This is a genomic window from Streptomyces sp. NPDC005533 (assembly GCF_042871845.1).
Classification (GTDB): Bacteria; Actinomycetota; Actinomycetes; order Streptomycetales; family Streptomycetaceae; genus Streptomyces.
The window spans coordinates 258,335-285,135 of the sequence record NZ_JBIAJH010000001.1 but is presented as its reverse complement, the minus strand read 5'-3'; the positions used below and the strand labels follow the sequence as shown (position 1 = coordinate 285,135).

Below are 26,801 nucleotides of genomic sequence, written 5' to 3'. Positions count from 1 at the left end.
TGGCGCTGACAAGCCCGCTATTCCACCCCGATGAGGAGCGGCGCCGAGTACCGGCCGCCCCGGTAGGTCACGGTGTCCACGGCCAGGTGGCCGTGCTGGACGTACGCCTCCAGGCGCTCGGCGAGCGCGTCCGCCACCTCGGGTCCGAGGACCAGGGTGACGAGTTCGCCGCCGGAGCCGAGCATGCGTTCCAGGACCGCCTCGGCGGTCTCGGCCAGGTCCGAGCCGATCACGGCGACGTCCCCGTCGATGAGGCCGAGCACGTCGCCGGCCTGGCAGATGCCGGCGGAGGTGAAGGACTGCCGTTCGGCGACGGCCAGTTCCCCGTACCGGGTGGCGCCGGCCGCCGCCGTCATGGCGACCACGTCCTCGTCGAAGCTGCCGTCCGGGTCGTGCACGGCGAGGGCGGCGAGCCCCTGGACCGCGGAGCGGGTGGGGATCACGGCCACCCGCACCCCTTCGGCGCGGGCCTGTTCGGCCGCGGCGGCCGCGGCGGCCCGCAGCTCGGCGCCGCCCGGCAGCAGGACCACCTCGCGGGCATGGGCGCGACGGATGGCGTCGAGCAGTTCGGGGACGGCGGGGACCTCGCCGGAGCGCACGAGCACGGCGGTGGCTCCCGCCTCCCCGCACAGCCCGGCCAGTCCCTCGCCGGGGACCACGGCGACCACGGCCCGCTGGGCGCGCTCGCCGCGGCCCCGGCGCCGCTCGTCCCCGAAGTGCGTGATCCGTATCCGGTACGGCCTTCCGGCGACGACTCCGGCCTCCACGGCCGCGCCGGGGTCGTCGACGTGCACGTGGACGTTCCACAGCCCGTCGCCGCCGACCACGACCAGGGAGTCGCCGAGCCCGTCGAGGCGTTCGCGCAGTTCGTCGACCGCCGCCTCGGAGGCCTCCAGCAGGTAGATCACCTCGTACGCGGGCCCCTCCTCCTCCTGGGCGCAGGGGTCCGCGGGCTGCGGCACGGGCACCGCCCGGCCGCGTACGGGTTCCGAGGCCGGTTCCTGCCCGGACAGCGCCTGCCACAGCGCCCCGAGTACGGCGACCAGCCCGCAGCCCCCGGCGTCGACCACCCCGGCCCGGCCGAGTGCGGCGAGCTGCCCGGGGGTCTCGGCCAGGGCGGCGCGGGCCCCGTCGTAGGCGGCGCGGGCCACGTCGGCCGCGGTCCCGGCGGCGGCTCCGGCGGCCTCGCCGGCCCGCGCGGCGGCGCCGGCGACGGTGAGCATGGTGCCCTCCACCGGGTGCGAGACGGCGGCGTACGCCTCCTCGGCGGCCCGGGTCAGGGCCTGCGCCAGCAGCGCGCCGGAGCCGGCCGCCGCGGCCCCGGTCCCCGCGGGCCCGGCCGGCCCCGGCTCGTCGCCGAGTACGTCGGCCACTCCGCGCAGCAGCTGGGCCAGGATCGTCCCGGAGTTCCCCCGGGCCCCGACGAGCGCGCCGTGCGCCCAGGCCCGTACGGCGTGGGCCAGGGAGGCGGGCGCTGTGCCCTCGGTCACCTTCGTGAAGGCGTCGTCCAGCGCGCGGTCGGCTGATTCGGCGGTGAGGTAGAGGTTGGTCCCGGTGTCCGCGTCGGCGACCGGGTAGACGTTGATCGCGTCGATGTCCTCGCGGGCCCGGCCCAGTGCGGCCAGGGCCAGCGAGCTCCAGGTGCGCACCGCCTGGGCGTCGAGCTCGTCAGGGGCCTGCGGCTGCGGCTGGTGCGGCACCGGGCGTTCCTCCTCGTGCGGGCCAGGGTTCACCGCAGGGTAGCCAAGGTCTGCGCGGACGTCCGGACCGCGGGGCGGGGGCGGCGGCGGTCGTGGTAGTTTTCTTGGACCGACGCAGTCGTTGTATGCTGCTCCGGTTGCCCGATGAGAGTCGGGCCATTCCCCGGCAAACCACTTCAGTTCTCTGATTCCGGTGCGCCGGTTTCACTGTAATTGCATCTGAAGTCTTGGAGTGACCTGTGGCTGCCAACTGCGACGTTTGCGCCAAGGGGCCGAGCTTCGGCAACAACATCTCCCACTCGCACCGCCGCACCTCGCGTCGCTGGAACCCGAACATCCAGCGCGTCCGTGCCGTGGTCAATGGGACGCCGAAGCGCCTCAACGCCTGCACCTCGTGCATCAAGGCCGGCAAGGTCTCGCGCTGACGCCTCCCGTCGTAGCGCAGCCCTTTCCGGTTGCCAAAAAGGCCGGTTCACCTCTGGTGAACCGGCCTTTTGCCTTGTCCGGCGGGGCTCAGCGCCACCGCCAGGCGTGATCCACCGGGCCGATGCCCCCGCCGAGCGCGAAGCCGGCGGCGATGGCGCCCGTGACGTACTCCTTGGCGGCCGTGACCGCCTCCGGGACGGCCAGGCCCTTCGCCAGGCCCGCCGCGATCGCGCTGGCGAGGGTGCAGCCCGTGCCGTGGGTGTGCCGGTTGTCGTGGCGGGGGGCGCGCAGCCACCGCTCCTCGGTGCCGTCGGTGAGCAGGTCCACCGCCTCGTCGCCGTGCGCCGCGAGGTGTCCGCCCTTGATCAGCGCCCACCGCGGTCCGAAGCCGAGGATCGCGTCGGCGGCCCGCCGCATGTCCTCCTCGGTCTCCACCCGCACGCCCGTGAGCTGCGCCACCTCGTCCAGGTTGGGCGTGGCGACGGTGGCCCGCGGCAGCAGCTGCGTGCGTACGGCGTCCAGCGCGGAGGCGGCGAGCAGCGCGTCCCCGTGCTTGGAGACGCCCACGGGATCCACGACGGTCGGGGCGCGGGTGTCGGCGAGCAGCGCCGCCACCGTCTCCACCAGCCGGGCCGAGGACAGCATCCCGGTCTTGACGGCCTGGACGCCGATGTCGTCCACGACGGCCCGGTACTGGGCCGTGACGGCCTCGGCGGGCAGCTCCCAGGCTCCCCGCACGCCGAGCGAGTTCTGTGCCGTCACGGCCGTCACGACGCTCATGCCGTGCACGCCGAGGGCGAGCATCGTCTTGAGGTCGGCCTGGATGCCCGCGCCGCCGCCGGAGTCGGATCCGGCGACGGTCAGGCACAGGGGCGGGGCCGTGCTCACGGCGCGCCGTCCTGGCCGGCCGGGTCGGCCCCGAAGTGGTCCCAGCCGCCGGTGTTGGTCCAGGGCGCGCCGTCCACGGTCACCTGGGGCAGCGCGGAGCGGTTCAGCACCTCGCCGATGACCTTCCAGCGGGCGGGGAGTTTCACGTCGGGCGGGAAGGTCGCCACGATCGCGTGGTCCTCTCCCCCGGTGAGCACCCACTGGAGCGGGTCCACGCCGACGGCCTGCCCGATGTCGTGCATCTGGGTCGGGATGTCGACGGCCCCCGAGTGCAGGTCGATCCGTACCTTGCTGGCCTCGGCGATGTGCCCGAGGTCGGCGATCAGGCCGTCGCTGACGTCGGTCATGGCGGTGGCGCCGAGCCCGGCGGCCGCGGGGCCCGCGTGGTACGGCGGTTCGGGGCGCCGGTGCGCCTCCACGAACGCCCGCGGGGAGCGGAAGCCGCGCGAGAGCACGGCGAAGCCGGCGGCGGACCAGCCCAGCCAGCCGGTGACGGCGACGACGTCGCCGGGCTGGGCGCCGGAGCGCAGCACGGGCTCGTGGTTGCGCAGGTCGCCGAGGGCGGTGATGGCGACGGTGATGACGTCGCCGCGGACCACGTCCCCGCCGACGACGGCCGCACCGGCGACCTGGCACTCGTCGCGGATGCCGTCCATCAGCTCGGTGGGCCAGGTGACCGGGAGTTCGGCGGGGACGACCAGGCCGAGCAGGAGCGCGGTCGGCACCGCGCCCATGGCGGCGATGTCGGCGAGGTTCTGCGCGGCGGCCTTGCGGCCGACGTCGTAGGCCGTGGACCAGTCGCGCCGGAAGTGCCGGCCTTCGAGGAGGATGTCGGTGCTCGCCACGACCCTCCGGTCGGGGGCCGACACCACCGCGGCGTCGTCGCCCGGCCCGAGCCGGACCGCCGGGGTGGTGGTGAGCCGTGAGGTGAGCTCCCTGATCAGCCCGAACTCCCCCAGCTCGCCCACAGTGCCCTTCATCGCTGTGCCCCTTCTTGGCCAGTCCGCTTGCGGTCGCGAGCCGTCACAGCTCTGGGTACCGTCAACAGATACGTCAACTTCTGCTCTCCGTACGCCTCGCCGTGCGTGGCGCCGGGCCCGCGGGTCTCCCCGCGGCGCACGGCGACGCGGTACCGTGGCGTCCCTTCTTCCCCCGGCCCTGTCGAGCGTGTGGGGCCCACCCGAAGGTTAGGGGAAATGATCCTCGTGGCCGCCCTGGAGGTTCCGTGGTACAGGCGTACATCCTTATCCAGACCGAGGTGGGCAAGGCGTCGTTCGTCGCCGAGTCCATCGGCCAGATCCCGGGGGTGATCCAGGCCGAGGACGTGACCGGCCCGTACGACGTGATCGTGCGCGCCCAGGCCGACACCGTGGACGAGCTCGGCCGCATGGTCGTGGCCAAGGTCCAGCAGGTGGAGGGGATCACCCGCACCTTGACCTGCCCGGTGGTCCATCTGTAGCCCCCGTCTACTCTTGGCCGGTGATGAGCACTCACCGCCGGCCCCTCCGTGTCCTGGCCCTGCCCGCCGCGCTGGCCCTGCTGGGCCTCGCGGTGTGCTCACCGGGCGGTTCCGAGGCCCGGGTGGATCCGCCGCCCGCGCCTCCCGCCGCCATCGGGGAGCTCTGTGCGGCACTGCACGAGGAGCTTCCGGAGACGGTGGCCGGTCTGGAGCGGACCCGGACCGATCCGGAGTCCGCTCTGACGGCCGCGTGGGGCGGCTCGGCGATCGTACTGCGGTGCGGTGTCCCCAAGCCCCCCGAGATGCTGGACGAGAAGCAGGAGGGCGTCCACGTCAACGACGTCGCCTGGCTGATCGACAAGCAGTCCGACGGGGGGTTCCGTTTCGTCTCCGGAATGCGGAAGGCGTACACGGAGGTCCTGGTCGACAAGGAGCATGCCACGGACGCGGGGATGCTGGTCGGGCTGTCCGCGGCGATCTCCAAGACGGTGCCCCTGGGCTTCTCCTCGTACTGATCTCCGCCGGCCCCGTTCCGCAGGCCGCTCCCCCTCACGGCGACCGCCCGCCGGGCATCCCGGCGGGCGGTCGTCGTGTCTTCGCGTGCCTGTCTAGCGCAGCCCGGTGGAGCGGCTCAGGGCGGCCTGGATCAGGCGGTCCACCAGCTCCGGGTAGGCGACGCCCGTCTTCTGCCACATCAGCGGGTACATGGAGATCGGCGTGAAGCCCGGCATCGTGTTGATCTCGTTGATCACGAAGGTGCCGTCCTCGGTGAGGAAGAAGTCGGCGCGCACGAGGCCCTCGCAGGACGCGGCCTCGAAGGCCTCGATCGCGAGCCGCTGCACCTCGGCGGTCTGCTCCGGGGTGAGCGGGGCGGGCACGATCCCGGAGGCGGAGTCGATGTACTTCGCCTCGAAGTCGTAGAAGTCGTGGCTGGAGACCGGCGGGATCTCGGCGGGCACGCTGGCGCGCGGACCGTCCTCGAACTCCAGCACCCCGCACTCGATCTCGCGGCCGCGCAGCAGCGCCTCCACGATGATCTTCGGGTCGTGGCGCCGGGCCTCCTTGACGGCGGCGTCCAGGCCGGACGCGTCGTCGACCTTGGTGATGCCGATGGAGGAGCCGGCCCGGGCGGGCTTGATGAACAGGGGCCAGCCGTGCTCGGCGGCGAAGTCCAGGATCTTCGCCGTGGCGGCGTCCCGGTCGGCTTCCCACTCGCGCGGGCGGACGGTCACGTACGGGCCGACGCGCAGCCCGAAGGAGGTGAACACCCGCTTCATGTAGTCCTTGTCCTGGCCGACGGCCGAGGCGAGGACGCCCGAGCCGACGTACGGGATGCCGGACAGCTCCAGGAGGCCCTGGAGGGTGCCGTCCTCGCCGTACGGGCCGTGCAGGACGGGGAAGACGACGTCGACCTCGCCGAGGGCCTTCGGGACGGCGCCCGGCTCGGTGTAGACGACCTGGCGGCTCGCGGGGTCGACCGAGAGCACGACGGCGCCGTCCTCGGAGTCGGCGAGCTCCTCGACGCTCGGGAGCCGGCGGTCGGCGATGGCCATCCGCTCGGGCTCGTCGGCGGTCAGCGCCCATCGGCCGTCCGTGGTGATGCCGATGGGCAGCACCTCGTACTTGGACCGGTCGATGGAGCGCAGCACGGCGCCCGCCGTGACGACCGAGATGGCGTGTTCCGAGCTGCGGCCGCCGAACACGACGGCCACGCGGGGCTTGCGGCCCTGCTGCTCAGGGCTCTGGGGGAGGTTCTCGCTGCTCATATCGCCACGAGAGTACCCGCTCATGCGTCCGGAATGGAGTCAGCGACGTTCCGGTTTGGCGCTGCGGCCCATCAGTTCCTTCAGGGCGACCAGGGTCGGCTTGCCGTGGTGGACGATGTCCACGACCGTGTCGGTGATGGGCATGTCGACGCCGTGGCGGCGGGCCAGATCGGCCACCGACTGGCAGGACTTGACGCCCTCGGCGGTCTGCCGGGTGACCGCGATGGTCTCCTCCAGGGTCATCCCGCGGCCGAGGTTGGTGCCGAAGGTGTGGTTCCGGGAGAGCGGCGAGGAGCAGGTGGCGACCAGGTCGCCGAGGCCGGCGAGGCCGGAGAAGGTGAGCGGGTCGGCGCCCATCGCGACGCCCAGCCGGGTGGCTTCGGCGAGTCCGCGGGTGATGAGCGAACCCTTGGTGTTGTCGCCCAGGCCCATGCCGTCCGCGATGCCGACGGCGAGGCCGATGACGTTCTTGACGGCGCCGCCGAGCTCGCAGCCGGTGACGTCGGTGCTCGTGTAAGGGCGGAAGTACGGGGTGTGGCAGGCGGCCTGGAGGCGCTGCGCCACGCTCTCGTCCACGCAGGCGACGACGGAGGCGGCGGGCTGGCGGGCGGCGATCTCGGCGGCCAGGTTGGGGCCGGTGACGACGGCGATGCGCTCGGCGGGGACCTTGGCCACCTCCTCGATGACCTCGCTCATCCGCTTGGCGGTGCCGAGTTCGATGCCCTTCATGAGGGAGACGAGCACCGTGTCGGGGGCCAGCAGGGGCGTCCAGACGGCGAGGTTGTCGCGCAGGGTCTGGGAGGGGACGGCGAGGACGGTGAAGTCGGCGCCGGCCGCGGCCTCGGCGGGGTCGGTGGTGGCCCGCAGGTTCGCGGGGAGTTCGACGTCGGGGAAGTAGTCCGGGTTGGTCCGGCCGGTGTTGATGGCGTCGACCACCTCCTGCCGGCGGCCCCACAGGGTCACCTCGCATCCGGCGTCGGCGAGCACGATGGCGAAGGCCGTGCCCCAGGAGCCTGTTCCGAAGACGGTCGCCTTCACGGGACGTGTCACTTCTTGCCCTCCCCTGCGGCCTTGCGCCGCTGTTCCGCCCTGGCGTTGCGATGGTCGTACGGCTGCTCGGGCGCGGTCTCTCCGCGCACCTCCTCCAGCAGCGCGGTGATGGCGGCCATGATGACCTCGGTGACCTCCTTGAGCACGTCCGGGGTGGGGTCGCGGTCGTAGAAGGCGGAGAGCTCCACCGGCGGTCCGGCGAGCACCTGGAGGGTCTTGCGCGGGAAGAGGCGGACCTTGTTCTCCTTGGCGTACGGCGGCATCGCGAGGTTCGCGCCCCACTGGGCCACCGGAATGACGGGCGCCCTGGTGATGAGTGCGACTCGGGCGGCGCCGGTCTTGCCGGCCATCGGCCACATGTCGGGGTCGCGGGTGAGGGTGCCTTCCGGGTAAAAGGCCACGCATTCGCCGCGCTCGATCGCGTCCACCGCGGCCCGGAATGCGTCCAGGGCGTTGGTGCTCTCCCGGTAGACGGGGATCTGGCCGGAGCCGCGCAGGATCGACCCGACAATGGGGACCTTGAAGAGGGCGGCCTTCGCGAGCAATCGGGGCACTCGGCCGGTGTTGTACTGGAAGTGCGCGTAGGAGAGCGGGTCCAGATACGAGTTGTGATTGACGGCGGTGATAAAGCCGCCCTCGGCCGGAATGTGCTCCATTCCCCGCCAGTCCCGCTTGAAGAGCACTACCAGCGGCGGTTTTGCGATGACCGCCGCCAGGCGGTACCAGAAGCCGATTCTGCGGCGGGACACTCGGACACCTTTCCTCTGGACCGGTGGGCGGGGGTACCTCCCAGCGTCGGCTGGGGAGTCTGGGCACCTCGCCGGCGGGACAAGTGTCGCCCCGGGGCCGGTCTCTGTCGAGAACACCGTACGCCCCGCTCACACCACCGGGCTGCCGGGTCGCCCGGGCGGAGGCGACAATGGGCCGACACATGACCCGGCCGTGACCTGACCATGGTCCGGGGTTGGGCGGGAGCGCATCGCGGGGAAGGGGTCCGTCACGAACGCCGTCTGGAGTCTGGTGGTCCCGCTGAAGCCCCTGGCGGTGGCGAAGAGCCGTCTCGCGGCGGCCGTGGGCGCCTCCCGGCCGGGGCTCGCGCTGGCCTTCGCGCAGGACACCGTCGCAGGGGCCCTGGCCTGCGCGGCGGTCGCGGATGTGGTGGTCGTCACGGACGACGCGGCGGCCGGTGCGGAACTGTCCCGGCTGGGCGCGCGGATCGTGGCGGACGTCCCGGCGGCCGGGCTCAACGCGGCGCTGGCCCACGGGGCGCGGGCGGTGCGGTCGGGGCGGCCCGGTGCCGCGGTGGCTGCGATGAACGCGGACCTGCCGGCGCTGCGGCCCCCCGAATTGCTACGCGTGCTCGAAAACGCCTCGGTATTTCCGCGGGCATTTCTGGCGGATGCGGCCGGAATCGGGACGACCTTGCTTTCCGCTGCGCCGGACGTGGAATTGACCCCCTCCTTCGGCGGGCCGTCACGGGCCCGGCATTCGGCCTCGGGGGCGGTGGAAATCGCTCTGGCGGACGTTGACAGCGTGCGCCGGGACGTGGACACGGCGGCGGATCTGCGGACGGCGCTCGCCCTCGGTGTGGGGCGCCACACGGCCCGATACAGTGCCGGTATGCAGGCGACCGCGTACACGTACGACTCCCAGACCCGCAGCGGCAGCGTGCTGCTGGACGACGGCACCCCGGTGCCCTTCGAGGCCCCGGCCTTCGACGCGGGCGGCCTGCGTCTGCTGCGACCCGGGCAGCGGGTGCGGATCGAGACGGACGGAGAGGGCGCGGGCCTGCGGATCACCCTGGTGACGCTGCAGACCTTCTGATCGCCCGACTTCGCGACCGTCCGGCCGCCAGCCCGTCTGACCTGCGACGGAACGCACCGCGGGCCGGCTTCCCCAGCGGGGGGAAGCCGGCCCGGCGTGTGTGACCCGTACCCCTACTTCTTGCGGGCCGTGGTCTTCTTCGCGGTGGCCTTGCGCGTCGCCGTCTTCTTGGCGGGCGCCTTCGTCGCGGCGGTGACCTTCTTGGCCGCCGGGGCGGTCTTCTTCGCGGTGGCGGTGGTCTTCTTCGCCGTGGCCGTGGTCTTCTTCGCGGTCGGGGTCGACTTCTTCGCGGCGGCCGTGGCCTTCTTCGTCGTGGCCGTGCTCTTCACCGCCGCCTTCTTGGCGGTCGCGGTGGTCTTCTTGGCCGTCACCTTCTTTGCGACCGCGGTCTTCGCCGCGGCCTTCTTGGCCGTGGTGGCCTTCTTCGCGGCGGCCTTCTTGACCGTCGCGGAGGCACCACCGGTGAGGCTGCCCTTGGGCGCCTTCTTCACCGACACCTCGCCGCCCTTGGGCAGCTTCTTGGTGCCGCTGACCAGGTCCTTGAAGCCCTGGCCGGCGCGGAATCGGGGCACGGAGGTCTTCTTGACCCGGACGCGCTCACCCGTCTGCGGGTTGCGGGCGTAACGGGCCGGGCGGTCGACCTTCTCGAACGAGCCGAAGCCCGTGACCGAGACCCGGTCGCCCGCGACGGTAGCGCGGACGATCGCGTCCAGTACCGCGTCGACAGCATCCGCGGCCTGCTGGCGGCCGCCCAGCTTGTCGGCAATCGCTTCTACGAGCTGCGCCTTGTTCACGTCTTCCCCTTCGGAGACTTCGCCAGAACGAATGTGTTCAAGCTTATTTCGCACGTTAGGCGGATATATACCGCAAATCAAACACGAAACGGGCTAATCACCCTAGTGCCGCAACGCCGGAGGCCGTTACGGAGTTCCTTCGCATCAGTCGCCTTCAGGGAATCGACCCTCGTCGAGGTCCTTCATCAACCTGTCCAGGCGCCTTGCCGCATCGGCGAGATCGTGCTTCGCCGCGGCCGTGACGACCAACAGCTTCCGGGACAGCGCCATCCTTACGCCCTCCGGGACTTGCAGTGAGCGCACCCGTGTGTGTGCTTCTTTCAACCGGTCCGCGACGAGTTCGTAGAGCTCGAGTTGACTGTCGCGTTCCATGCACAGATTGTGCCATCTGGGGCGAGTTGTCGCCTCACGGGGCCTCAACAAACGGCTGTGCCCCCCGCCGGAAGGCGGGGGGCACAGTGTTGTCGATGTGATCACCCGAGGGTGAATAAGCGCTGATCAGGCAGGAATCAGGCGCGAATCGTGCGCGGCTTGAAGGCCGGGCGGACGCTTTCGTACGTGGCGATGTCCGCTTCGTTCTGAAGGGTGAGCGAGATGTCGTCCAGGCCCTCCAGCAGACGCCAGCGGGCGTTGTCGTCGAGCTCGAACTCCGCGACGACGCCCTGCGCTCGCACCTGGCGGTCGACCAGGTCGACCGTGATCTCGGCGGTGGGGTCGGCCTCGGTCAGCTCCCACAGCCGCTCGACGGTCTCCTGCGGGAGCACGACCGTCAGCAGGCCGTTCTTCAGCGAGTTCCCACGGAAGATGTCGGCGAAGCGGGAGGAGATGACCGTCTTGAAGCCGAAGTTCTGCAGGGCCCAGACGGCGTGCTCGCGCGAGGAACCGGTACCGAAGTCGGGGCCGGCGACCAGCACGGTCGCGCCGGCTCGCTCCGGCCGGTTCGTGATGAACTCCGGGTCCTTGCGCCAGGCCTCGAAGAGCCCGTCCTCGAACCCGTCGCGGGTGATCTTCTTCAGCCAGTGGGCCGGGATGATCTGGTCGGTGTCGACGTTGCTGCGGCGCAGCGGGACGGCCCGGCCGGTGTGGGTGGTGAAGGCTTCCATGGTTCAGACTCCGGCGGTCGCGTCGGCGGCGGACAGATCGGCGGGCGAGGCCAGATGGCCCAGCACCGCGGTGGCGGCGGCCACCTGCGGGGAGACCAGGTGGGTGCGCCCGCCCTTGCCCTGCCGGCCCTCGAAGTTGCGGTTGGAGGTGGACGCGGAGCGCTCACCGGGCGCCAGTTGGTCGGGGTTCATGCCCAGACACATCGAACAGCCCGCGTGCCGCCATTCGGCGCCGGCCTCCTTGAAGACCTTGTCCAGGCCCTCTTCCACCGCCTGCAGGGCGACGCGGACCGAGCCCGGGACGACCAGCATCCGTACGCCGTCGGCGACTTTGCGGCCCTCGACGATCCCGGCGACGGCGCGCAGGTCCTCGATGCGGCCGTTGGTGCAGGAACCTACGAAGACGGTGTCGACCTTGATGTCGCGCAGCGGCTGCCCGGCGGTCAACCCCATGTACTCCAGGGCCTTTTCGGCGGCCAGGCGCTCCGAAGCGTCCTCGTACGAAGCCGGGTCGGGGACGTTGGCCGACAGCGGCGCGCCCTGGCCCGGGTTGGTGCCCCAGGTGACGAACGGCGACAGCGCGGCGCCGTCGATGACGACCTCCGCGTCGAAGACCGCGTCGTCGTCCGTGCGCAGGGTCTTCCAGTACGCGACCGCCGCGTCCCAGTCCTCGCCCACGGGGGCGTGGTCGCGGCCCTGCAGGTAGTCGAAGGTGGTCTGGTCGGGGGCGATCATGCCCGCCCGGGCACCGGCCTCGATCGACATGTTGCAGATGGTCATGCGGGCTTCCATCGAGAGCTGCTCGATGGCCTCGCCGCGGTACTCCAGGATGTAGCCCTGGCCGCCGCCGGTGCCGATCTTGGCGATGATCGCCAGGATCAGGTCCTTGGCGGTGACCCCCTCGGCCAGCGCGCCGGTGACGGTGATCGCCATCGTCTTCGGGCGGGCCAGCGGCAGCGTCTGCGTCGCCAGCACGTGCTCGACCTGGCTCGTGCCGATGCCGAAGGCCAGCGCGCCGAAGGCGCCGTGCGTGGAGGTGTGCGAGTCACCGCAGACCACGGTGGTGCCGGGCTGGGTCAGTCCCAGCTGCGGTCCCACCACGTGGACGACTCCCTGCTCGACGTCGCCCAGCGAGTGCAGGCGGACGCCGAACTCGGCGCAGTTCTTGCGCAGCGTCTCCAGCTGGGCCCGGGAGACCGGGTCCGCGATCGGCTTGTCGATGTCGAGGGTGGGGGTGTTGTGGTCCTCGGTCGCGATGGTGAGGTCGAGGCGTCGGACCTTGCGGCCGGCCTGACGCAGGCCCTCGAAGGCCTGCGGGCTGGTCACCTCGTGCAGCAGGTGCAGATCAATGAAGAGGAGGTCGGGCTCGCCTTCGGCGCGCCGGACGACATGGTCGTCCCAGACCTTCTCCGCGAGTGTCCTACCCATCGCTTTCCCTCCGGCCGGCCGGTTGTGCCGGCGCTTCATAGAGATCTTGTGCGCCTGTCGCCCGTACCCCACGTCCCGGACGACGGCTCGGACCCAGTGGTTCGTGGACCCGCACATACAGACTCGCTGGTTCTTGGAAAAATTGAACTTGCGTTTCACAGTGTGAGACGCGAATATCGTTTCATGGACAACTCTAGCGGCGTCGGCGTTCTCGACAAGGCAGCTCTGGTACTGAGCGCACTGGAGTCCGGTCCGGCCACCCTCGCCGGGCTGGTCGCGGCGACAGGGCTCGCACGACCCACGGCACATCGCCTTGCCGTGGCACTGGAACACCACCGGATGGTGGCGAGGGACATGCAGGGCCGGTTCATCCTCGGCCCGCGGCTGGCGGAGCTCGCCGCCGCGGCCGGCGAGGACCGCCTGCTGGCCACGGCGGGACCGGTACTCACCCACCTCCGTGACGTGACGGGCGAGAGCGCGCAGCTCTACCGCCGTCAGGGAGACATGCGCATCTGCGTGGCGGCCGCGGAGCGGCTGTCGGGCCTTCGGGACACCGTCCCGGTGGGCTCCACGCTCCCGATGAAGGCCGGCTCGGCCGCGCAGATCCTGATGGCCTGGGAGGAGCCCGAGCGGCTCCACCGCGGGCTGCAGGGCGCGCGCTTCACGGCGACGGCGCTCTCGGGCGTACGGCGTCGCGGCTGGGCGCAGTCGATCGGTGAGCGGGAGCCCGGCGTGGCCTCCGTGTCGGCGCCCGTGCGCGGGCCGTCGAACCGCGTGGTGGCCTCCGTGTCGGTCTCCGGGCCGATCGAGCGGCTGACCCGCCACCCCGGCCGGATGCACGCCCAGGCCGTCATCGACGCGGCCGCTCGCCTCACGGAGGCCCTGCGCCGCTCCGGCTGACCCCTTTCACCGCCCCGAAGGGGCCTCCCCCATCCGTCCCCCCGGGCCCGGGGCGCGTACGACGCCGCACACGTCCGAACACGCGCCTCCGGGCCCGCACTTATGTCCGCGCCCGCGCCCGCTCCCCGTACGCGCGCCCGCGTCGGCGCACAGCGAAGAGGCCCTCCGCGATGAACGCGGAGGGCCTCTTCGATGCGTACCCCCGACCGGATTCGAACCGGCGCTACCGCCTTGAGAGGGCGGCGTGCTAGGCCGCTACACAACGGGGGCTAGCTGGTGCTGCTGTTACTGCGCTGGGCTACCAGGACTCGAACCTAGAATAAGGGAACCAGAAACCCTCGTGTTGCCAATTACACTATAGCCCAAAGTGGTCTAGACCAGACCAACAGTACCCCCGACCGGATTCGAACCGGCGCTACCGCCTTGAGAGGGCGGCGTGCTAGGCCGCTACACAACGGGGGCCCTAGCGATCCTGCATCAAGACGTCCGGGTGCGACCCTGGAGATCTCGCGGGAAGGATCTGTACCCCCGACCGGATTCGAACCGGCGCTACCGCCTTGAGAGGGCGGCGTGCTAGGCCGCTACACAACGGGGGCAAAGCACTGCGTTACTACTGCACTGCGCTGGGGTACCAGGACTCGAACCTAGAATAAGGGAACCAGAAACCCTCGTGTTGCCAATTACACTATACCCCACCAAAAGTCAACCCCTTGGCGGGGTTTTCCTTCGGGTGGCGCCTCCGTCCGGCCTTTCGGCCCGCTCCGGCGGCGCAGAAAGAACATTACCGGATGCCTGACCGTGCTCCAAAACGGGTATCCCCTGCCAGCAGCTCCGGGAGCTGGTCAAGCCCCTGGATGCGGTGCGCGCCGTCCGGGCCGGGCCCGCGACCGCCGTCGCGGTCGATCCAGACCGCCAGCAGCCCGGCGTCACGGGCCCCGCGCGCGTCGATCTCGGGCTGGTCCCCCACGTACGCCACCTCCCCCGGCGGCAGCCCCAGCGCCCGGCACGCGGCGAGGAAGGCCGCCGCCTCGGGCTTGCTGAACCCGAGCTCGACCGCGCAGACCAGCACTTCGAAGCGGTCGCGCAGCCCGAGGTGGCGCAGTTTGGGGTCCTGGTTGGCGCTGGAGGAGTTGGAGAGCACCCCGTGCCGGTAGCCGGCCGCGAGGACGTCCAGCGCGGGCACCACGTCGGGGAAGACGGTCCAGGCGGCCCGGTAGTGCTCGACGTAGCGGTCGAACCAGGCGTCGGCCTCGTCCTCGGTCATCCCGGGCCGCTCCAGGAACTCCCGCACCCGGTCCCGCCGCTGCCCCTGGAAGGTTCCCTCGCCGGCGGCGAAGCGCGCCCAGTGCCTGTCGGTGATCTCCCGCCACAGCGCCAGGGCCTGCGCGGGGGTGCCGTACCGGTCCGCGAGTTCCTCGGTCTCCAGCTGCCGCGCGAGCCCGGCGGCATCGGCCCCCGTGTAGTCGAAGAGGGTGTCGTCGATGTCCCACAGCACGGCGCGGATCGGCATGGGGCCGAGCCTACGCCCGCGCCGGCGCCCCCGGGCCCCGTTCCGCGGGGAACGCCGGGCCGGGCAACGCCGCAGGGGGCGGCGGCCGGAAGTCCGGCCGCCGCCCCCTGCGGGACGTACGGGAGTGCTACGCGGCGAGCTTGGCCAGCGCGGCGTCGATGCGGGCCAGGGAGCGGTCCTTGCCCAGGATCTCCAGGGACTCGAAGAGCGGCAGGCCGACCGTGCGGCCGGTGACGGCCACGCGGACCGGGGCCTGGGCCTTGCCGAGCTTGAGGCCGTGGGCCTCGCCGGCGGTCAGGACGGCCTGCTTGAGGGACTCGGGGTCCGACCAGTCGGCGTTCGCGAGGTTCTCGCGCGCCGTCGTCAGGAGGGCCGCCGGATCGCCCTTCATCGCCTTGTCCCACGAGGCCTGGTCCTCGACCGGCTCCTTGCGGAACAGGAAGTCGACGTTGGCCGTGATGTCCGACAGGACGGTGACGCGGGTCTGGGCGTACGGGGCGATGCGCTCCCAGGCCGCCGGGTCGAAGTCCTCGGGCTCCCAGTTGGCGTGCGGGGCCCGCAGCCACGGGGCGCAGGCGTCCGCGAAGTCCTTCGGGTCGAGCAGGCGGATGTGGTCGGCGTTGATCGACTCGGCCTTCTTCAGGTCGAAGCGCGCCGGGTTGGCGTTCACGCCGTCGATGTCGAACTTCTCGACCATCTCCTCGATCGAGAAGACGTCCTGGTCCTTGGAGAAGGACCAGCCGAGGAGCGAGAGGTAGTTCAGCAGGCCCTCGGGGAGGAAGCCGCGCTCGCGGTACAGGTTGAGCGAGGCCTCGGGGTCGCGCTTGGAGAGCTTCTTGTTGCCCTCGCCCATCACGTACGGCAGGTGGCCGAACGCGGGGGTGGACTTGGCGACGCCCAGCTCGGTCAGCGCCTTGTAGAGCGCGATCTGGCGGGGGGTCGAGGAGAGGAGGTCCTCGCCGCGCAGGACGTGCGTGATCTCCATGAGCGCGTCGTCGACCGGGTTGACCAGCGTGTAGAGCGGGGCGCCGTTGGCCCGGACGATGCCGAAGTCCGGCACGTTCTCCGGGGTGAAGGTCAGCTCGCCGCGGACGAGGTCGGTGAAGGTGATCGGCTCGTCGGGCATCCGGAAGCGGACGATCGCCGGGCGGTGCTCGCCCTGGTACGCCTCGACCTGCACGGCGGTGAGCTCGCGGCAGTGGCCGTCGTAACCGGAGGGCTTGCCGGCCGCGCGGGCGGCCGCGCGGCGCGCGTCCAGCTCCTCGGTGGTGCAGTAGCAGTGGTACGCGTAGCCGCCGTCGAGCAGCTTCTTCGCGACGTCCTTGTAGATGTCCATGCGCTCGGACTGGCGGTACGGGGCGTGCGGGCCGCCGACCTCGGGGCCCTCGTCCCAGGTGAAGCCGAGCCAGCGCAGCGAGTCGAGCAGCTGGTCGTACGACTCCTCGGAGTCGCGGGCCGCGTCGGTGTCCTCGATGCGGAAGACGAACGTACCGCCGTGGTGGCGGGCGAACGCCCAGTTGAACAGGGCGGTGCGGACCAGGCCCACGTGGGGGTTGCCGGTCGGGGAGGGACAGAAACGTACGCGGACAGGTCCGTTAACCACGCTTGATCACCTTGTTGGTGAGAGTGCCGATGCCTTCGATGGTGACGGCGACCTCGTCGCCGACGTTCAGGGGGCCGACTCCGGCCGGGGTCCCCGTGAGGATGACGTCGCCCGGGAGCAGCGTCATGGCCTCGGTGATGTGGACGACGAGGTCTTCGATGGAGCGGACCATGTCGCTGGTGCGGCCGAGCTGGCGCTGTTCGCCGTTCACGGTGCACTGGATGGTCAGGTCGCCCGGGTCCAGGTCGGTCTCGATCCAGGGGCCGAGGGGGCAGGCGCTGTCGAAGCCCTTGGCCCGGGCCCACTGCTTCTCCCGCTGCTGGACGTCGCGCGCGGTGACGTCGTTGGCGCAGGTGTAGCCGAGGATGACGTCCTTGACGCGCTCCCTGGGGACCTCCCGGCACATGCGGCCGATGACCACGGCGAGCTCCGCCTCGTGGTGGACGTCCTGGGAGAAGGAGGGGTACGTGATCGGATCACCGGGGCCGACCACCGAGGTGGAGGGCTTGAAGAAGGTGATCGGCGCGTCCGGGACCTCGTTCCCGAGCTCTGCCGCGTGCTCCGCGTAGTTGCGGCCGATGGCCACGACCTTGTTCGGGAGCACGGGCGGCAGCAGCCGGACCTTGCTCAGCGGCACCTTCGTGCCCGAGAGCTCGAAGTCCGCGAACGGGATGCCCTTGATGATGTCGAGCACGAGCGTCGCTTCGTCGCCGGGGGCGGTGCTGCCCTCGACCGCGCCGAACGCGACATTTCCGTCGATCGAGAACCTGGCGATGCGCACGTGTTGCGTCTGCCCCTCTGTATGTCCGCGGCTGGAGTCTGCGGACCCCAGGCTAACGCGGCGGGCAGGAACGCTCGGCGTTCCGCGGCTGCGCGGCTACTGCGCGGCGGCGACCGGCGCGTCCATGAGGACGGTGCGGCGCGGGTTGGCCGTCTGCGCGGGCAGCTCGACGGAGTGTTCCGGGGTGGCCGGCGCCGCCTGCAGCTCCTCGGCGTCCGTGAGGTGCGCGAGGGTGGTGCGGCGGGGGTTGGCTATGTTGCGGAACATCATCGTCGTCTTCATGGGAGTTCGGGGTCCTCGGTTCGATCTGTGAGTGTCGGCTGTCGATGCACCAACCCTGGCGCCAACCCTTTAAGGGGCAAGGCTAAACATCTGAATCCCCCGCGGAACCAGGAAGTAATGGCCACGGCTGTGTGAGTTTGCTCACCCGTGACCAGTCATTTCGGGCATAATGGACAGTCAACTTCACCTGCCGAAACGGACATTGCGCCACTGAATGCGCCATTCCGCTCCTGATCATCGCGACTGGGACACCTTGCCAGCCATGTTGTTTGGATGGCGTAAGTCCGGTTTCTACCGAATGCGGTCGCACATGTAGTAGCCCGCCCATCACGTGCCGTGACCGACTCTCCGAGCCGACACACGCACCTTGTTGGAGATCCGCCACTGTGCTGGAATTCGCGGGACCGCCGCGGGAATCAGCCGGCGCGCAGGTGGCGCGACTCAGCGCCGAGCGCGGTGGCAAGGAGAGGGAGACGCGCCGGTCACCGACGACCACCATGGGGCCGCACGTGCCCCACGACTCGACACCGTCCCACCGGTCGCCCGGCGGGACGCCTGGTCCAGAGGTTGCGACGCTAGTGCAGGGACGATTCAAGAGGGATGGCAGCGCTGCGGCGGAGCAGGAGCCGCGCGGCGGGACCGACCGTGGCTCCTCGCCCCAGCACGCCCAGAACCGCGGGCCGGCTGTCGAAGGCGCAGGCCCCGACTCCTCCGCCGCGGTGAAGGCGAAGGGCCGTGGGAAGTCCGCGAAGGCCGGCAAGGCCAAGGCCGGGCCGACCGAGCAGGACGTGGCGATACCGAAGGCCCCCAGTGGGCCCGGCTCTCGCCTCGCCATGCAGAACTGGCGCATCAGCACGCGACTCGTGTCGCTGCTGACCCTGCCGGTCGTCGCCGCCACCACGCTCGGTGGCTTCCGCATCAACGACTCGCTCAACGACATCGCGCAGCTGGAACACATGCAGCTGCTGACCACGATGACCCGGCAGGCCACCAACCTGGCCGCCATGCTCCAGGAGGAGCGCGACCTCTCCGCGGGTCCGCTCACGCTCTCCAAGGGCAAGAGCACCAGCTCGGTCGACGGTGTCCGCCAGCAGACCGACACCGCCGCGAAGGCCTTCGCCGCCGCGACCGACAAGGTCGACAGCACGGGCGAGAAGGACGACACCCTCAAGTCGATCCGCAACAACGTGCTGCAGATCGGCCGTCAGATCGCGAACATCCAGACCGTCCGCGACAAGGCGTACGTCAACGGCGCCCAGCAGACCGTCAGCGAGTACAACGCGATGATCGTCTCGCTGCTCTCGCTCTCCCAGGACATGGCGCAGGCCACCTCCAACCCGGAGATGATCAAGCGTACGCGTGCCCTGGCGGCCTTCTCCGCCGCCAAGGAGTACGCCTCCATCCAGCGCGCGATCATCGCCGCCTCGCTCCCCGACACCTCGGAGAAGCAGGGCGAGCTGAAGGAGAACGACCGGCTCTACGCCCTCTCCGCCCAGAAGGGCGAGACGCAGGCGAAGACCACCTTCGAGCTCGTCTACCAGGGCCGCACCGAGGAGCTCCTCGCCGGCCTCGGCGACAGCAACTCGGAGATCTCCACCGCCGACCACTACGCGCGCCGCGTGCTGGCCAGCCAGGACGCCTTCCTCCGCGAGAAGAACCGGTCCTGGCTCGACTGGTACGACGCCGACGGCACCAAGCTCCAGGCCATGAAGGTCATCGAGCTGACCCTGCTCGAGGAGATGGAGCAGAAGGCCCGCGAGCTGAAGAACGAGGCCCAGCAGGACGCCATCATCAACGGTGCCCTGATCCTGCTCGTCCTCGGTGTCTCCCTCGTCGGCGCCTTCGTCATGGCCCGCTCGATGATCCGCTCGCTGCGCCGCCTGCAGGACACCGCGACGCGGGTCGCGCAGGACCGGCTGCCCGAGCTCGTCAAGCAGCTGTCCGAGTCGGACCCGCAGGACGTGGACACGTCCGTGGAGTCGGTCGGTGTGCACACCCGCGACGAGATCGGCCAGGTGGCCGCGGCATTCGACGACGTGCACCGCGAGGCCGTCCGCCTCGCCGCCGAGCAGGCCCTCCTGCGAGGCAACGTCAACGCGATGTTCACCAACCTCTCGCGCCGCTCGCAGGGCCTCATCCAGCGTCAGCTGTCGCTCATCTCCGAACTGGAGTCGCGCGAGGCCGACCCGGACCAGCTCTCCTCGCTCTTCAAGCTCGACCACCTCGCGACCCGCATGCGCCGTAACGGCGAAAACCTCCTCGTCCTCGCGGGCGAGGAGCCGGGCCGCCGGTGGACGCGCCCCGTCCCGCTCGTCGACGTGCTCCGTGCCGCCGCCTCCGAGGTGGAGCAGTACGAGCGCGTCGAGCTGGCCTCGGTGCCCGGCACCGACGTCGCCGGCCGCGTCGTCAACGACCTCGTGCACGTGCTCGCCGAGCTGCTGGAGAACGCCACGTCGTTCTCCTCCCCGCAGACCAAGGTCAAGGTCACCGGTCACGCGCTGCCCGACGGCCGCGTGCTGGTCGAGATCCACGACACCGGTATCGGCCTCTCCCCCGAGGACCTCGCCGCGATCAACGAGCGGCTCGCGTCGCCGCCGACCGTGGACGTCTCCGTCTCCCGCCGCATGGGCCTGTTCGTGGTCGGCCGCCTGTCCCTGCGACACGGCATCCGCATCCAGCTGCGCCCCTCCGACTCGGGCGGTACGACGGCCCTCGTCATGCTGCCGGTGGACGTCGCCCAGGGCGGCAAGAAGCCCGGTCCGATGCCGGGCCAGGGCGGTCAGGGCGGCCCCGGTGGCGCCCAGGGTGCCCCCGGCGGTCAGGCTTCCGTGCCCGGCGCGGCCGCACGGCCGTCCGTGGGCTCGGGCCCGCAGCGCGGTCAGGTCGGCGCCGGCGGCCAGCGCGCCGCCCTCCCGGGCCGCGACGGCTCCGGTCAGGGCCCGCAGGGCGGTCGGCCTCCGCAGCAGGGCGGCCCCGGTGCTCCCGGTGCCCGTCCGCAGCAGGGTCCGACCACCGCGGGCCAGGGCCAGGGTGCCTTCGGCGCCGGTGGCCCGCTGCCGGCCCGCGGCCCGGTCGCCAGTGCCGGATTCGGCGGTGGCCCGCAGGCCCGTCCGACCCAGTCGCCCTCCGCGGCCGGCCCCTCCGGGTTCCCGCAGGGCAACGGCTTCGAGCGTCCGCAGCAGCAGCCCCAGCAGCAGGCCCAGCCCCAGCAGCAGCAGCAGCAGCCGGCCCCGGGCCCCCAGGGCGCCCGCCCGCAGCTGCCGCCGCGCGGCGGCGCCCCGCGTCCGGAGCTTGCCGGCCCGCAGACCACCAGCTGGGGCGCCGACCAGGCGCGCGGCCACGACGAGCTGTCGGGCCCCGGCTCGACGGCGGAGTTCGCGCGCCCGGACTTCAACGCCCCGATGCCGCAGGCCGACGGCCTGTCCGGCACGACCGGACAGTTCGAGCGTCCGGACGTGCGGGGCGCCGTGGACCCCTCCGCCACCGGACAGTTCGAGCGTCCGGGCTACCAGCCCCAGCGGCCCGGCGGCCCCGGTGTCGGCGGGTTCGCCCGTCAGCCCCAGGCCCCGCAGCAGCCCCAGCCGCAGCACGGGCAGCCGCAGCCTCCGCAGCCCGGCGGCGGGTACGCACCCGTACCGCCCGCGCGCCCGGAGACCCCGCGACTGCCGCAGGCTCACCGGCCGGAGGCGCTGCCGCCGGCCCAGAGCTCCGGCGACGGCCGCAGCCCGATCTTCGACACGCTCGAGTCGAACTGGTTCCGCGAGGAGGGGCAGCAGCCCCCCGCGCAGGGACCGGGTGCGGCGATGCCCCAGCAGGCCGGCCGGCCGCAGCAGTCCGCTCCGTCGGCCCCCGCGCCGCAGCAGCCGCTGCCGCAGCGCGGCCAGGAGTCCGCGGCCGAGCCCGCCGCGGCGGCGACCGGCAGCATGCCGACCGTCAGCTGGAAGTCCTCGCCGAACGACGAGCTGATGCGCCAGGCCGAGCGCGTGCGTCAGCCCGCGGCCGGCGGTATCACGACCTCGGGGCTGCCCCGCCGGGTCCCGCGGGCGAACCTCGTGGCCGGCACCGCGCAGCAGCAGGCCGAGGCACAGGCGGGTCCGCAGGTCTCGCGGGCACCGGACGACGTCCGCGGCCGTCTGACCAACCTCCGACGCGGTATCCAGCAGGGCCGTCAGGCCGGCAACAACGGACCGGCGACCGGCAGTTACCACATCGACCCCACTTACCAGCAGGAGCGATAGTTGAGTTCGATGAGCCAGGCGGCACAGAACCTGAACTGGTTGATCACCAACTTCGTGGACAACACCCCAGGGGTGTCCCACACGGTGGTGGTCTCCGCCGACGGACTCCTTCTGGCGATGTCCGAAGGATTCCCCCGCGACCGCGCCGATCAGCTGGCGGCCGTGGCCTCCGGACTGACGTCGCTGACCGCCGGTGCCTCCCGCATCTTCGAGGGCGGCGCCGTCAACCAGACCGTGGTCGAGATGGACCGGGGATTCCTCTTCCTCATGTCCGTCTCCGACGGATCCTCGCTGGCCGTACTGGCGCACCCCGAGTGCGACATCGGCCTCGTGGGCTACGAGATGGCTCTTCTGGTGGATCGCGCGGGCAGTGTCCTCACCCCGGACCTGCGCGCCGAACTTCAGGGAAGCCTGCTCGGCTGACTTCCCCCCTCCCGGCCGGACGGTACTTCCGGCCGGGAGACCGGGGCCCCGCCCCCGGAATCCAGTACCCCCGCCAGGCCGTCATACAGTCCCCCCACCGGCCGCCCCGTCAGACGGCACGCTGACCACTGCTGTCCAGCCCGGAGGATCCATGACCCCGCCCCCCGCCTACCCCGATGCGTACGGAGATTCGTACTCGGAAGGCGATCAGCCGCTGGTGCGTCCGTACGCGATGACCGGCGGCCGGACCCGGCCCCGCTACCAGCTCGCCATCGAGGCACTGGTCAGCACCACTGCCGATCCGATGCACCTGTCCGGCCTGCTCCCGGAGCACCAGCGCATCTGCACCCTGTGCCGCGAGGTCAAGTCGGTCGCGGAGGTCTCCGCGCTGCTGTCGATGCCGCTCGGTGTCGCCCGGATCCTCGTCGCCGACCTGGCGGAGGCCGGAATGGTGGCCATCCACCAGCCGGGCAATGGAGAGGCCGGCGGCACGCCGGATGTAACGCTGCTCGAAAGGGTGCTCAGTGGCCTTCGGAACATCTAGCGGAGCGGCTCCTGCTCGCTCCACCACCTCCGCGAAGATCGTGGTGGCGGGTGGCTTCGGCGTGGGCAAGACCACGTTCGTCGGAGCCGTGTCCGAGATCAACCCGCTGCGCACCGAAGCCGTCATGACCTCCGCGAGCGCGGGGATCGACGACCTCACGCACACCGGTGACAAGACGACCACCACGGTCGCCATGGACTTCGGCCGCATCACCCTGGACCAGGACCTGATCCTGTACCTCTTCGGTACGCCGGGCCAGGACCGCTTCTGGTTCATGTGGGACGACCTCGTCCGCGGCGCCATCGGTGCGATCGTGCTCGTGGACACGCGCCGCCTGGCCGACTGCTTCCCCGCGGTGGACTACTTCGAGAACAGCGGCCTTCCGTTCGTCGTGGCCCTCAACGGCTTCGAGGGACACCAGCCGTATACCCCGGAGGAAGTCCGCGAAGCGCTGCAGATCGGCCCCGGCGCCCCCATCATCACGACGGACGCCCGCCACCGGGCGGACGCCAAGAGCGCGCTCATCACGCTCGTCGAGCACGCCCTCATGGCGCGTCTCAAGTAACACCACGCAGACAGCCCGGCTCAAGCGGCATCACTCAAGTCCCACGGGTTCTTCACAACGTGAGAGGGCGGGCTGTGTCATAGGACACGGCCCGCCCTCTCGGTTCATAACGTTTCGACAGACAATTGCCGCCAGTTGGCCACGGGGTGCGTTCGGTTGGTACCGCTACGCGCACAACTCCCCCTATTTTTGCCGCAGGACGCTCTTTATGTCCGATTTATGTGGGGCATAAAGATCTTGGAATAGCTGATTCCAACTGTTTGGAACACGGCCGTCAACCGTGCTGGAATTCAACGAACTAGCTAGTAGCACCGCCGGAAGGTTGTTGGTCGAGTGAGGCGAAGCAACGCAAGCCCCGCGGTTGAACCCGCGCGCGGCAACTTCACCCCGCCGCCGCGAGCGGCCGCGTCGCCCGTCGACGTGCCCGTGGAGCCACCCGCGCGCCCGGGGAGCACCAGCAAGTTCTCGCCCCGCAACTGGCGCGTGCCGACCCGCCTGAACGCCATCCTCCTCGTGCCGGCCCTCGTGGGCCTGGTCATGGGCGGCTTCCAGGTGAAGGGCTCCGTCGACCAGTGGAACGAGGCCAAGGACGCCGAGCAGATAGCCCGGGTCGTCCAGGCCGCCTCGGAGTACAGCCAGGCACTGCTCAACGAGCGTGACCTGACGGCCGAGCCCCTCCTGAACGGCCAGACCAACTCCGAGCAGGTCACCAAGGCCTACGCGGTCACGACCGGGGCCAAGGAGAAGTTCGACAAGGCCGTCCAGGACATGCCGAAGAACCAGGGCCTGGAGCGGCGCCTGGACCTCTTCCGCGCGGAGGAGCCCAAGCTCAAGGAAGTCCGGGAGAAGGCCTACCAGGCCGCCTTCGAGACCCCCAAGAAGAACCTCCCCTCCGCCGGCGGCCCCATCCCGACCGAAGAGGGCTACGTCGGCGTCGAGCACTACCTCATGCAGTTCGCCAACGAGCTCGGTCTCGGCACCGGCAACGTGACCTCGTACGGCCGCATGGTCTACGCGGTCCAGCTGGCCAAGGCGGCGAACTCGCTGCAGCGCTCCGTCGGCACCCACCTCCTCGTCCGTCCCAGCACGGACGAGAACGTGCGCAAGGCCCAGCTCGTCGCCTTCTCCTCCTACGCCTACCTCGAGGAAATCGCCATCGGCGAGTACGTCGCGGCCGGCACCGAGGAGGACGTGAACCGCCTCAAGGAGGTCATGGGCAAGAAGTCGGACGAGGGCAAGGCCAAGCTCGCCGAGGCCAAGCACCAGGCCGAGCAGGCCGGCACCCGCTTCGTGCCGCCGCCCGCCCCCAACGGCAACCCGCTGCTCGGCATGACCGAGGCGATCGCCAGCGGCGACAACAAGAAGAAGCTCGCCGAGAACGGCACGAACCCGGTCTTCTGGCAGGCCGCCGCCACCGCCAAGTTCGACGGCTACGACGAGATCGAGAGGGAACTCCTCGACAAGGCCGTCAAGGACGCCGTCGCGGTCTCCGACGAGGCCCGCACCGACGCCATCGTCAACGGCGCCATCGTGGTCGTGGCCCTGCTCGCCGCGTTCATCATGGCCGGCCTCATGGCCCGCCAGATGGGCCGCGCGATGCGCCGCCTGCGCAGCTCGGCCTTCGACATCGCCGAGCAGCGCCTGCCGATGCTCGTCGACCAGCTCTCGCGCACCGATCCGGGCAAGGTCGACACACGGGTCCACCCGATCCCGATCGACTCCCAGGACGAGATCGGCGAGGTCGCCCGCGCCTTCGACCAGGTCCACCGGGAAGCCGTACGGCTCGCCGCCGAGCAGGCCCTCCTGCGGGGCAACGTCAACGCGATCTTCACGAACCTCTCCATGCGCAACCAGTCGCTGATCGAGGGCCAGCTGACCCTCATCACCGACCTGGAGAACAACGAGGCCGACCCGGACCAGCTGGAGAACCTCTTCCGCCTGGACCACCTGGCCACCCGTATGCGCCGCAACGGCGAGAACCTCCTCATCCTCGCGGGTGAGGAGCCGGGCCGCCGCTGGGACCAGCCGGTGCCCCTCGTCGACGTCCTGCGCGCCGCCTCCTCCGAGGTGGAGCAGTACGAGCGCATCGAGCTCTCCGGCGTCTCCGAGGCCGAGATCCACGGCCAGGCCGTGACCGACCTCGTGCACCTGCTCGCCGAGCTCCTGGAGAACGCCACCACGTTCTCCTCGCCGCAGACCAAGGTCCGCGTGAACGCGACCCGTCTGCCCGACGGCCGCGTGATGGTCGAGATCCACGACAAGGGCATCGGCCTCACCGCCGAGGACTTCGCGGACATCAACCACAAGCTGGCCAACCCGCCGACCGTGGACGCCGCGATCTCGCAGCGCATGGGTCTGTTCGTGGTCGGCCGGCTGGCGGACCGCCACAGCATCCGCGTCCAGCTGCGCCCCTCGGGCGAGGCGGCCGGCACCACTTCGCTGGTCATGCTCCCCGAAGCCATCACTCACGGTGGCGGTGGCGAGGGCATACCGGACGACGACTTCACGGTCTCCCAGATCATCCCGGAGCAGAAGACCCAGCAGGCCGCCCCGCTGCGCACCGCCGCCGAGCTCGGCTTCGACGACTCGCGGTACGACCAGCAGGGCGCCGACGGCCTCACCGCCGACCCGGTCGGCCGGTCCCTGGGACAGCAGGAGCGCCGGGCCGCGCTGGCGGCCCAGGTGGGCTTCCCGCAGGACCAGCAGCAGTACGCCGACCAGGGCGCCCAGGAGTATCCGGAACCGCAGCCGGAACACGGGTACCAGGAGTACCAGGGCTTCGAGCAGCAGTCCGGGCAGGCCTACGACCCCTCCTACGAGGCGCAGCAGGCCCAGCAGGGCTACGAGGCGTACCCGCAGCAGGACTACGGTTATACGGAAGACGGTTACCCGGACCAGCAGCCGGCCGCTCAGGGCTACGACAACGGCTACGAATCCCGGGCGGAGCAGGCCGAGTGGCCCGATCAGAACACGTATCCGGCTGCCTACCAGCAGGATTACGGGACCGAATCGGAATCCCGGGCCGTCCCCGAAGCCGCTCCGGAACGCGTAGGCTTCGACCGTCCGGGCGCCGCTGCCGACACCGGTCACGTGATGACCGGAGCGGGCCTGCCGCGCCGCGGCAGCCAGCAGCAGTGGCAGCCGGCACAGAAGGAAGCGGAGTCCTCCGGATCCCTCTTCGAACAGCGGTCGCCGCGTCAGCAGCCCGCCGTTCCGGAGCAGGAGAAGGAAGGCGGCACCGACTGGCGCTCGGGTAACGACGAGCGCTGGCAGCAGGCCGCCAAACTCCGTGAGCCGAAGGCGGGCGGGGTCACCCCGTCCGGTCTCCCTCGGCGCGTGCCCAAGGCCAACCTGGTCGAGGGCGCGGCGGAGACGACCCCGCAGGGCGGCCCCCAGGTCTCCCGCGCTCCGGAGGACGTCCGCGGCAGGTTGAGCAACCTGCGGCGCGGTGTCCAGCAGGGACGCAGCGCGGGTTCTGAGCAGTCAAGTAACAGCTATGACCAGGAGCGTTAGTGTG

23 protein-coding genes, 5 tRNA genes and 1 pseudogene are annotated in these 26,801 nt (G+C 71.0%); 10 read left to right on the top strand and 19 right to left on the bottom strand.

Annotation, left to right across the window (positions count from 1 at the left end):
- Positions 1-17: 17 nt before the first annotated feature.
- Positions 18-1,700 (bottom strand): DAK2 domain-containing protein, encoded by a 1,683-nt coding sequence (locus ACFYP3_RS01300; protein ID WP_388824852.1) that lies wholly within the window; start codon positions 1,698-1,700, stop codon positions 18-20.
- Between the two features lie 239 nt (positions 1,701-1,939).
- Here ACFYP3_RS01300 and rpmB point away from each other — a divergent pair, with 239 nt between their 5' ends.
- Positions 1,940-2,125, top strand: a complete 186-nt coding sequence (rpmB, locus tag ACFYP3_RS01295; protein ID WP_007266795.1) for a 50S ribosomal protein L28 — start codon at positions 1,940-1,942, stop codon at positions 2,123-2,125.
- Positions 2,126-2,213: 88 nt separating this feature from the next.
- On the opposite strand, the gene thiD is transcribed toward rpmB, so the two are convergent.
- Together thiD and ACFYP3_RS01285 are read right to left on the bottom strand one after the other, a co-directional pair.
- Positions 2,214-3,014 carry a bifunctional hydroxymethylpyrimidine kinase/phosphomethylpyrimidine kinase gene (gene thiD, locus ACFYP3_RS01290; RefSeq protein WP_388824849.1) on the bottom strand — a complete coding sequence of 267 codons (801 nt, stop codon included), beginning with the start codon at positions 3,012-3,014 and terminating at the stop codon, positions 2,214-2,216.
- Positions 3,011-3,994 (bottom strand): thiamine-phosphate kinase, encoded by a 984-nt coding sequence (locus tag ACFYP3_RS01285; RefSeq protein ID WP_388824846.1) that lies wholly within the window; start codon positions 3,992-3,994, stop codon positions 3,011-3,013. Before ACFYP3_RS01285 ends, thiD begins: the two co-directional genes overlap by 4 nt.
- A 245-nt stretch (positions 3,995-4,239) precedes the next feature.
- On the opposite strand from ACFYP3_RS01285, the gene ACFYP3_RS01280 reads away from it, so the two are divergent.
- On the top strand, positions 4,240-4,473 hold the full coding sequence (locus ACFYP3_RS01280) for an Lrp/AsnC family transcriptional regulator (protein ID WP_030028650.1): 234 nt from the start codon (positions 4,240-4,242) through the stop codon (positions 4,471-4,473).
- Positions 4,474-4,496: 23 nt separating this feature from the next.
- Complete coding sequence (locus ACFYP3_RS01275) at positions 4,497-4,988, top strand: DUF3515 domain-containing protein (RefSeq protein WP_388824843.1); 492 nt, start codon at positions 4,497-4,499, stop codon at positions 4,986-4,988.
- A gap of 93 nt (positions 4,989-5,081) precedes the next feature.
- Here ACFYP3_RS01275 and ACFYP3_RS01270 read toward each other — a convergent pair whose 3' ends face one another.
- The 3 genes from ACFYP3_RS01270 to ACFYP3_RS01260 are packed head-to-tail and all read right to left on the bottom strand — an operon-like array spanning position 5,082 to position 8,038.
- Positions 5,082-6,239: a D-alanine--D-alanine ligase family protein gene (locus ACFYP3_RS01270; RefSeq protein WP_388824840.1), complete on the bottom strand. Its 1,158-nt coding sequence runs from the start codon at positions 6,237-6,239 to the stop codon at positions 5,082-5,084.
- A gap of 39 nt (positions 6,240-6,278) precedes the next feature.
- On the bottom strand, positions 6,279-7,289 hold the full coding sequence (locus ACFYP3_RS01265; RefSeq protein WP_388824836.1) for an NAD(P)H-dependent glycerol-3-phosphate dehydrogenase: 1,011 nt from the start codon (positions 7,287-7,289) through the stop codon (positions 6,279-6,281).
- Positions 7,286-8,038, bottom strand: a complete 753-nt coding sequence (locus ACFYP3_RS01260) for a lysophospholipid acyltransferase family protein (protein ID WP_388824833.1) — start codon at positions 8,036-8,038, stop codon at positions 7,286-7,288. The genes ACFYP3_RS01265 and ACFYP3_RS01260 overlap by 4 nt, the downstream gene beginning before the upstream one ends.
- Positions 8,039-8,267: 229 nt before the next feature.
- Between ACFYP3_RS01260 and cofC the strand changes: the two are divergent.
- Positions 8,268-8,909, top strand: a pseudogene (cofC, locus tag ACFYP3_RS01255) (2-phospho-L-lactate guanylyltransferase); the annotation flags it as partial.
- 317 nt (positions 8,910-9,226) lie between these two features.
- Here cofC and ACFYP3_RS01250 read toward each other — a convergent pair.
- The 4 genes from ACFYP3_RS01250 to leuC form a co-directional block, all read right to left on the bottom strand.
- Positions 9,227-9,907, bottom strand: coding sequence for an HU family DNA-binding protein (locus ACFYP3_RS01250; protein ID WP_388824830.1), 681 nt, complete (start codon positions 9,905-9,907; stop codon positions 9,227-9,229).
- Positions 9,908-10,051: 144 nt separating this feature from the next.
- A complete protein-coding gene (locus ACFYP3_RS01245; protein ID WP_030009267.1) occupies positions 10,052-10,279 on the bottom strand; it encodes a hypothetical protein in 228 nt (75 codons plus the stop codon).
- Between the two features lie 137 nt (positions 10,280-10,416).
- Complete coding sequence (gene leuD / locus ACFYP3_RS01240) at positions 10,417-11,010, bottom strand: 3-isopropylmalate dehydratase small subunit (RefSeq protein ID WP_388824827.1); 594 nt, start codon at positions 11,008-11,010, stop codon at positions 10,417-10,419.
- A gap of 3 nt (positions 11,011-11,013) precedes the next feature.
- Positions 11,014-12,438, bottom strand: coding sequence for a 3-isopropylmalate dehydratase large subunit (leuC, locus tag ACFYP3_RS01235; RefSeq protein ID WP_388824824.1), 1,425 nt, complete (start codon positions 12,436-12,438; stop codon positions 11,014-11,016).
- 183 nt (positions 12,439-12,621) lie between these two features.
- Between leuC and ndgR the strand changes: the two genes are divergently transcribed.
- A complete protein-coding gene (gene ndgR, locus ACFYP3_RS01230) occupies positions 12,622-13,338 on the top strand; it encodes an IclR family transcriptional regulator NdgR (protein WP_007266782.1) in 717 nt (238 codons plus the stop codon).
- Positions 13,339-13,535: 197 nt separating this feature from the next.
- Here ndgR and ACFYP3_RS01225 read toward each other — a convergent pair.
- From ACFYP3_RS01225 to ACFYP3_RS01185, 9 genes are all read right to left on the bottom strand, one after another.
- Positions 13,536-13,608, bottom strand: a tRNA-Glu gene (locus ACFYP3_RS01225).
- A 23-nt stretch (positions 13,609-13,631) separates the two neighbouring features.
- A tRNA-Gln gene (locus ACFYP3_RS01220) sits at positions 13,632-13,703 on the bottom strand.
- Between the two features lie 24 nt (positions 13,704-13,727).
- Positions 13,728-13,800 (bottom strand) — tRNA-Glu (locus ACFYP3_RS01215).
- 61 nt (positions 13,801-13,861) lie between these two features.
- Positions 13,862-13,934, bottom strand: a tRNA-Glu gene (locus tag ACFYP3_RS01210).
- A gap of 27 nt (positions 13,935-13,961) precedes the next feature.
- Positions 13,962-14,033: transfer RNA gene (locus ACFYP3_RS01205), tRNA-Gln, on the bottom strand.
- A gap of 86 nt (positions 14,034-14,119) precedes the next feature.
- Positions 14,120-14,848, bottom strand: a complete 729-nt coding sequence (locus ACFYP3_RS01200; protein ID WP_388824821.1) for an HAD family hydrolase — start codon at positions 14,846-14,848, stop codon at positions 14,120-14,122.
- A 127-nt stretch (positions 14,849-14,975) separates the two neighbouring features.
- Positions 14,976-16,451 carry a glutamate--tRNA ligase gene (gene gltX, locus ACFYP3_RS01195; RefSeq protein WP_388824819.1) on the bottom strand — a complete coding sequence of 492 codons (1,476 nt, stop codon included), beginning with the start codon at positions 16,449-16,451 and terminating at the stop codon, positions 14,976-14,978.
- Positions 16,444-17,232 (bottom strand): fumarylacetoacetate hydrolase family protein, encoded by a 789-nt coding sequence (locus ACFYP3_RS01190; protein WP_030708445.1) that lies wholly within the window; start codon positions 17,230-17,232, stop codon positions 16,444-16,446. Before ACFYP3_RS01190 ends, gltX begins: the two co-directional genes overlap by 8 nt.
- A 96-nt stretch (positions 17,233-17,328) precedes the next feature.
- Entirely contained in the window at positions 17,329-17,514 is a 186-nt protein-coding gene (locus tag ACFYP3_RS01185) for a hypothetical protein (RefSeq protein WP_388824816.1), read from the bottom strand.
- Positions 17,515-18,092: 578 nt separating this feature from the next.
- Between ACFYP3_RS01185 and ACFYP3_RS01180 the strand changes: the two genes are divergently transcribed.
- From ACFYP3_RS01180 to ACFYP3_RS01160, 5 genes are all read left to right on the top strand, one after another.
- Positions 18,093-21,752, top strand: coding sequence for a nitrate- and nitrite sensing domain-containing protein (locus ACFYP3_RS01180; RefSeq protein WP_388824812.1), 3,660 nt, complete (start codon positions 18,093-18,095; stop codon positions 21,750-21,752).
- Between the two features lie 9 nt (positions 21,753-21,761).
- Positions 21,762-22,175, top strand: a complete 414-nt coding sequence (locus ACFYP3_RS01175) for a roadblock/LC7 domain-containing protein (RefSeq protein WP_030708442.1) — start codon at positions 21,762-21,764, stop codon at positions 22,173-22,175.
- Between the two features lie 151 nt (positions 22,176-22,326).
- Positions 22,327-22,719: a DUF742 domain-containing protein gene (locus ACFYP3_RS01170; RefSeq protein ID WP_030037344.1), complete on the top strand. Its 393-nt coding sequence runs from the start codon at positions 22,327-22,329 to the stop codon at positions 22,717-22,719.
- Complete coding sequence (locus ACFYP3_RS01165; RefSeq protein ID WP_266605322.1) at positions 22,700-23,284, top strand: ATP/GTP-binding protein; 585 nt, start codon at positions 22,700-22,702, stop codon at positions 23,282-23,284. Before ACFYP3_RS01170 ends, ACFYP3_RS01165 begins: the two co-directional genes overlap by 20 nt.
- Before the next feature lie 333 nt (positions 23,285-23,617).
- Positions 23,618-26,797 (top strand): nitrate- and nitrite sensing domain-containing protein, encoded by a 3,180-nt coding sequence (locus ACFYP3_RS01160; RefSeq protein WP_388824808.1) that lies wholly within the window; start codon positions 23,618-23,620, stop codon positions 26,795-26,797.
- Positions 26,798-26,801: the final 4 nt, after the last annotated feature.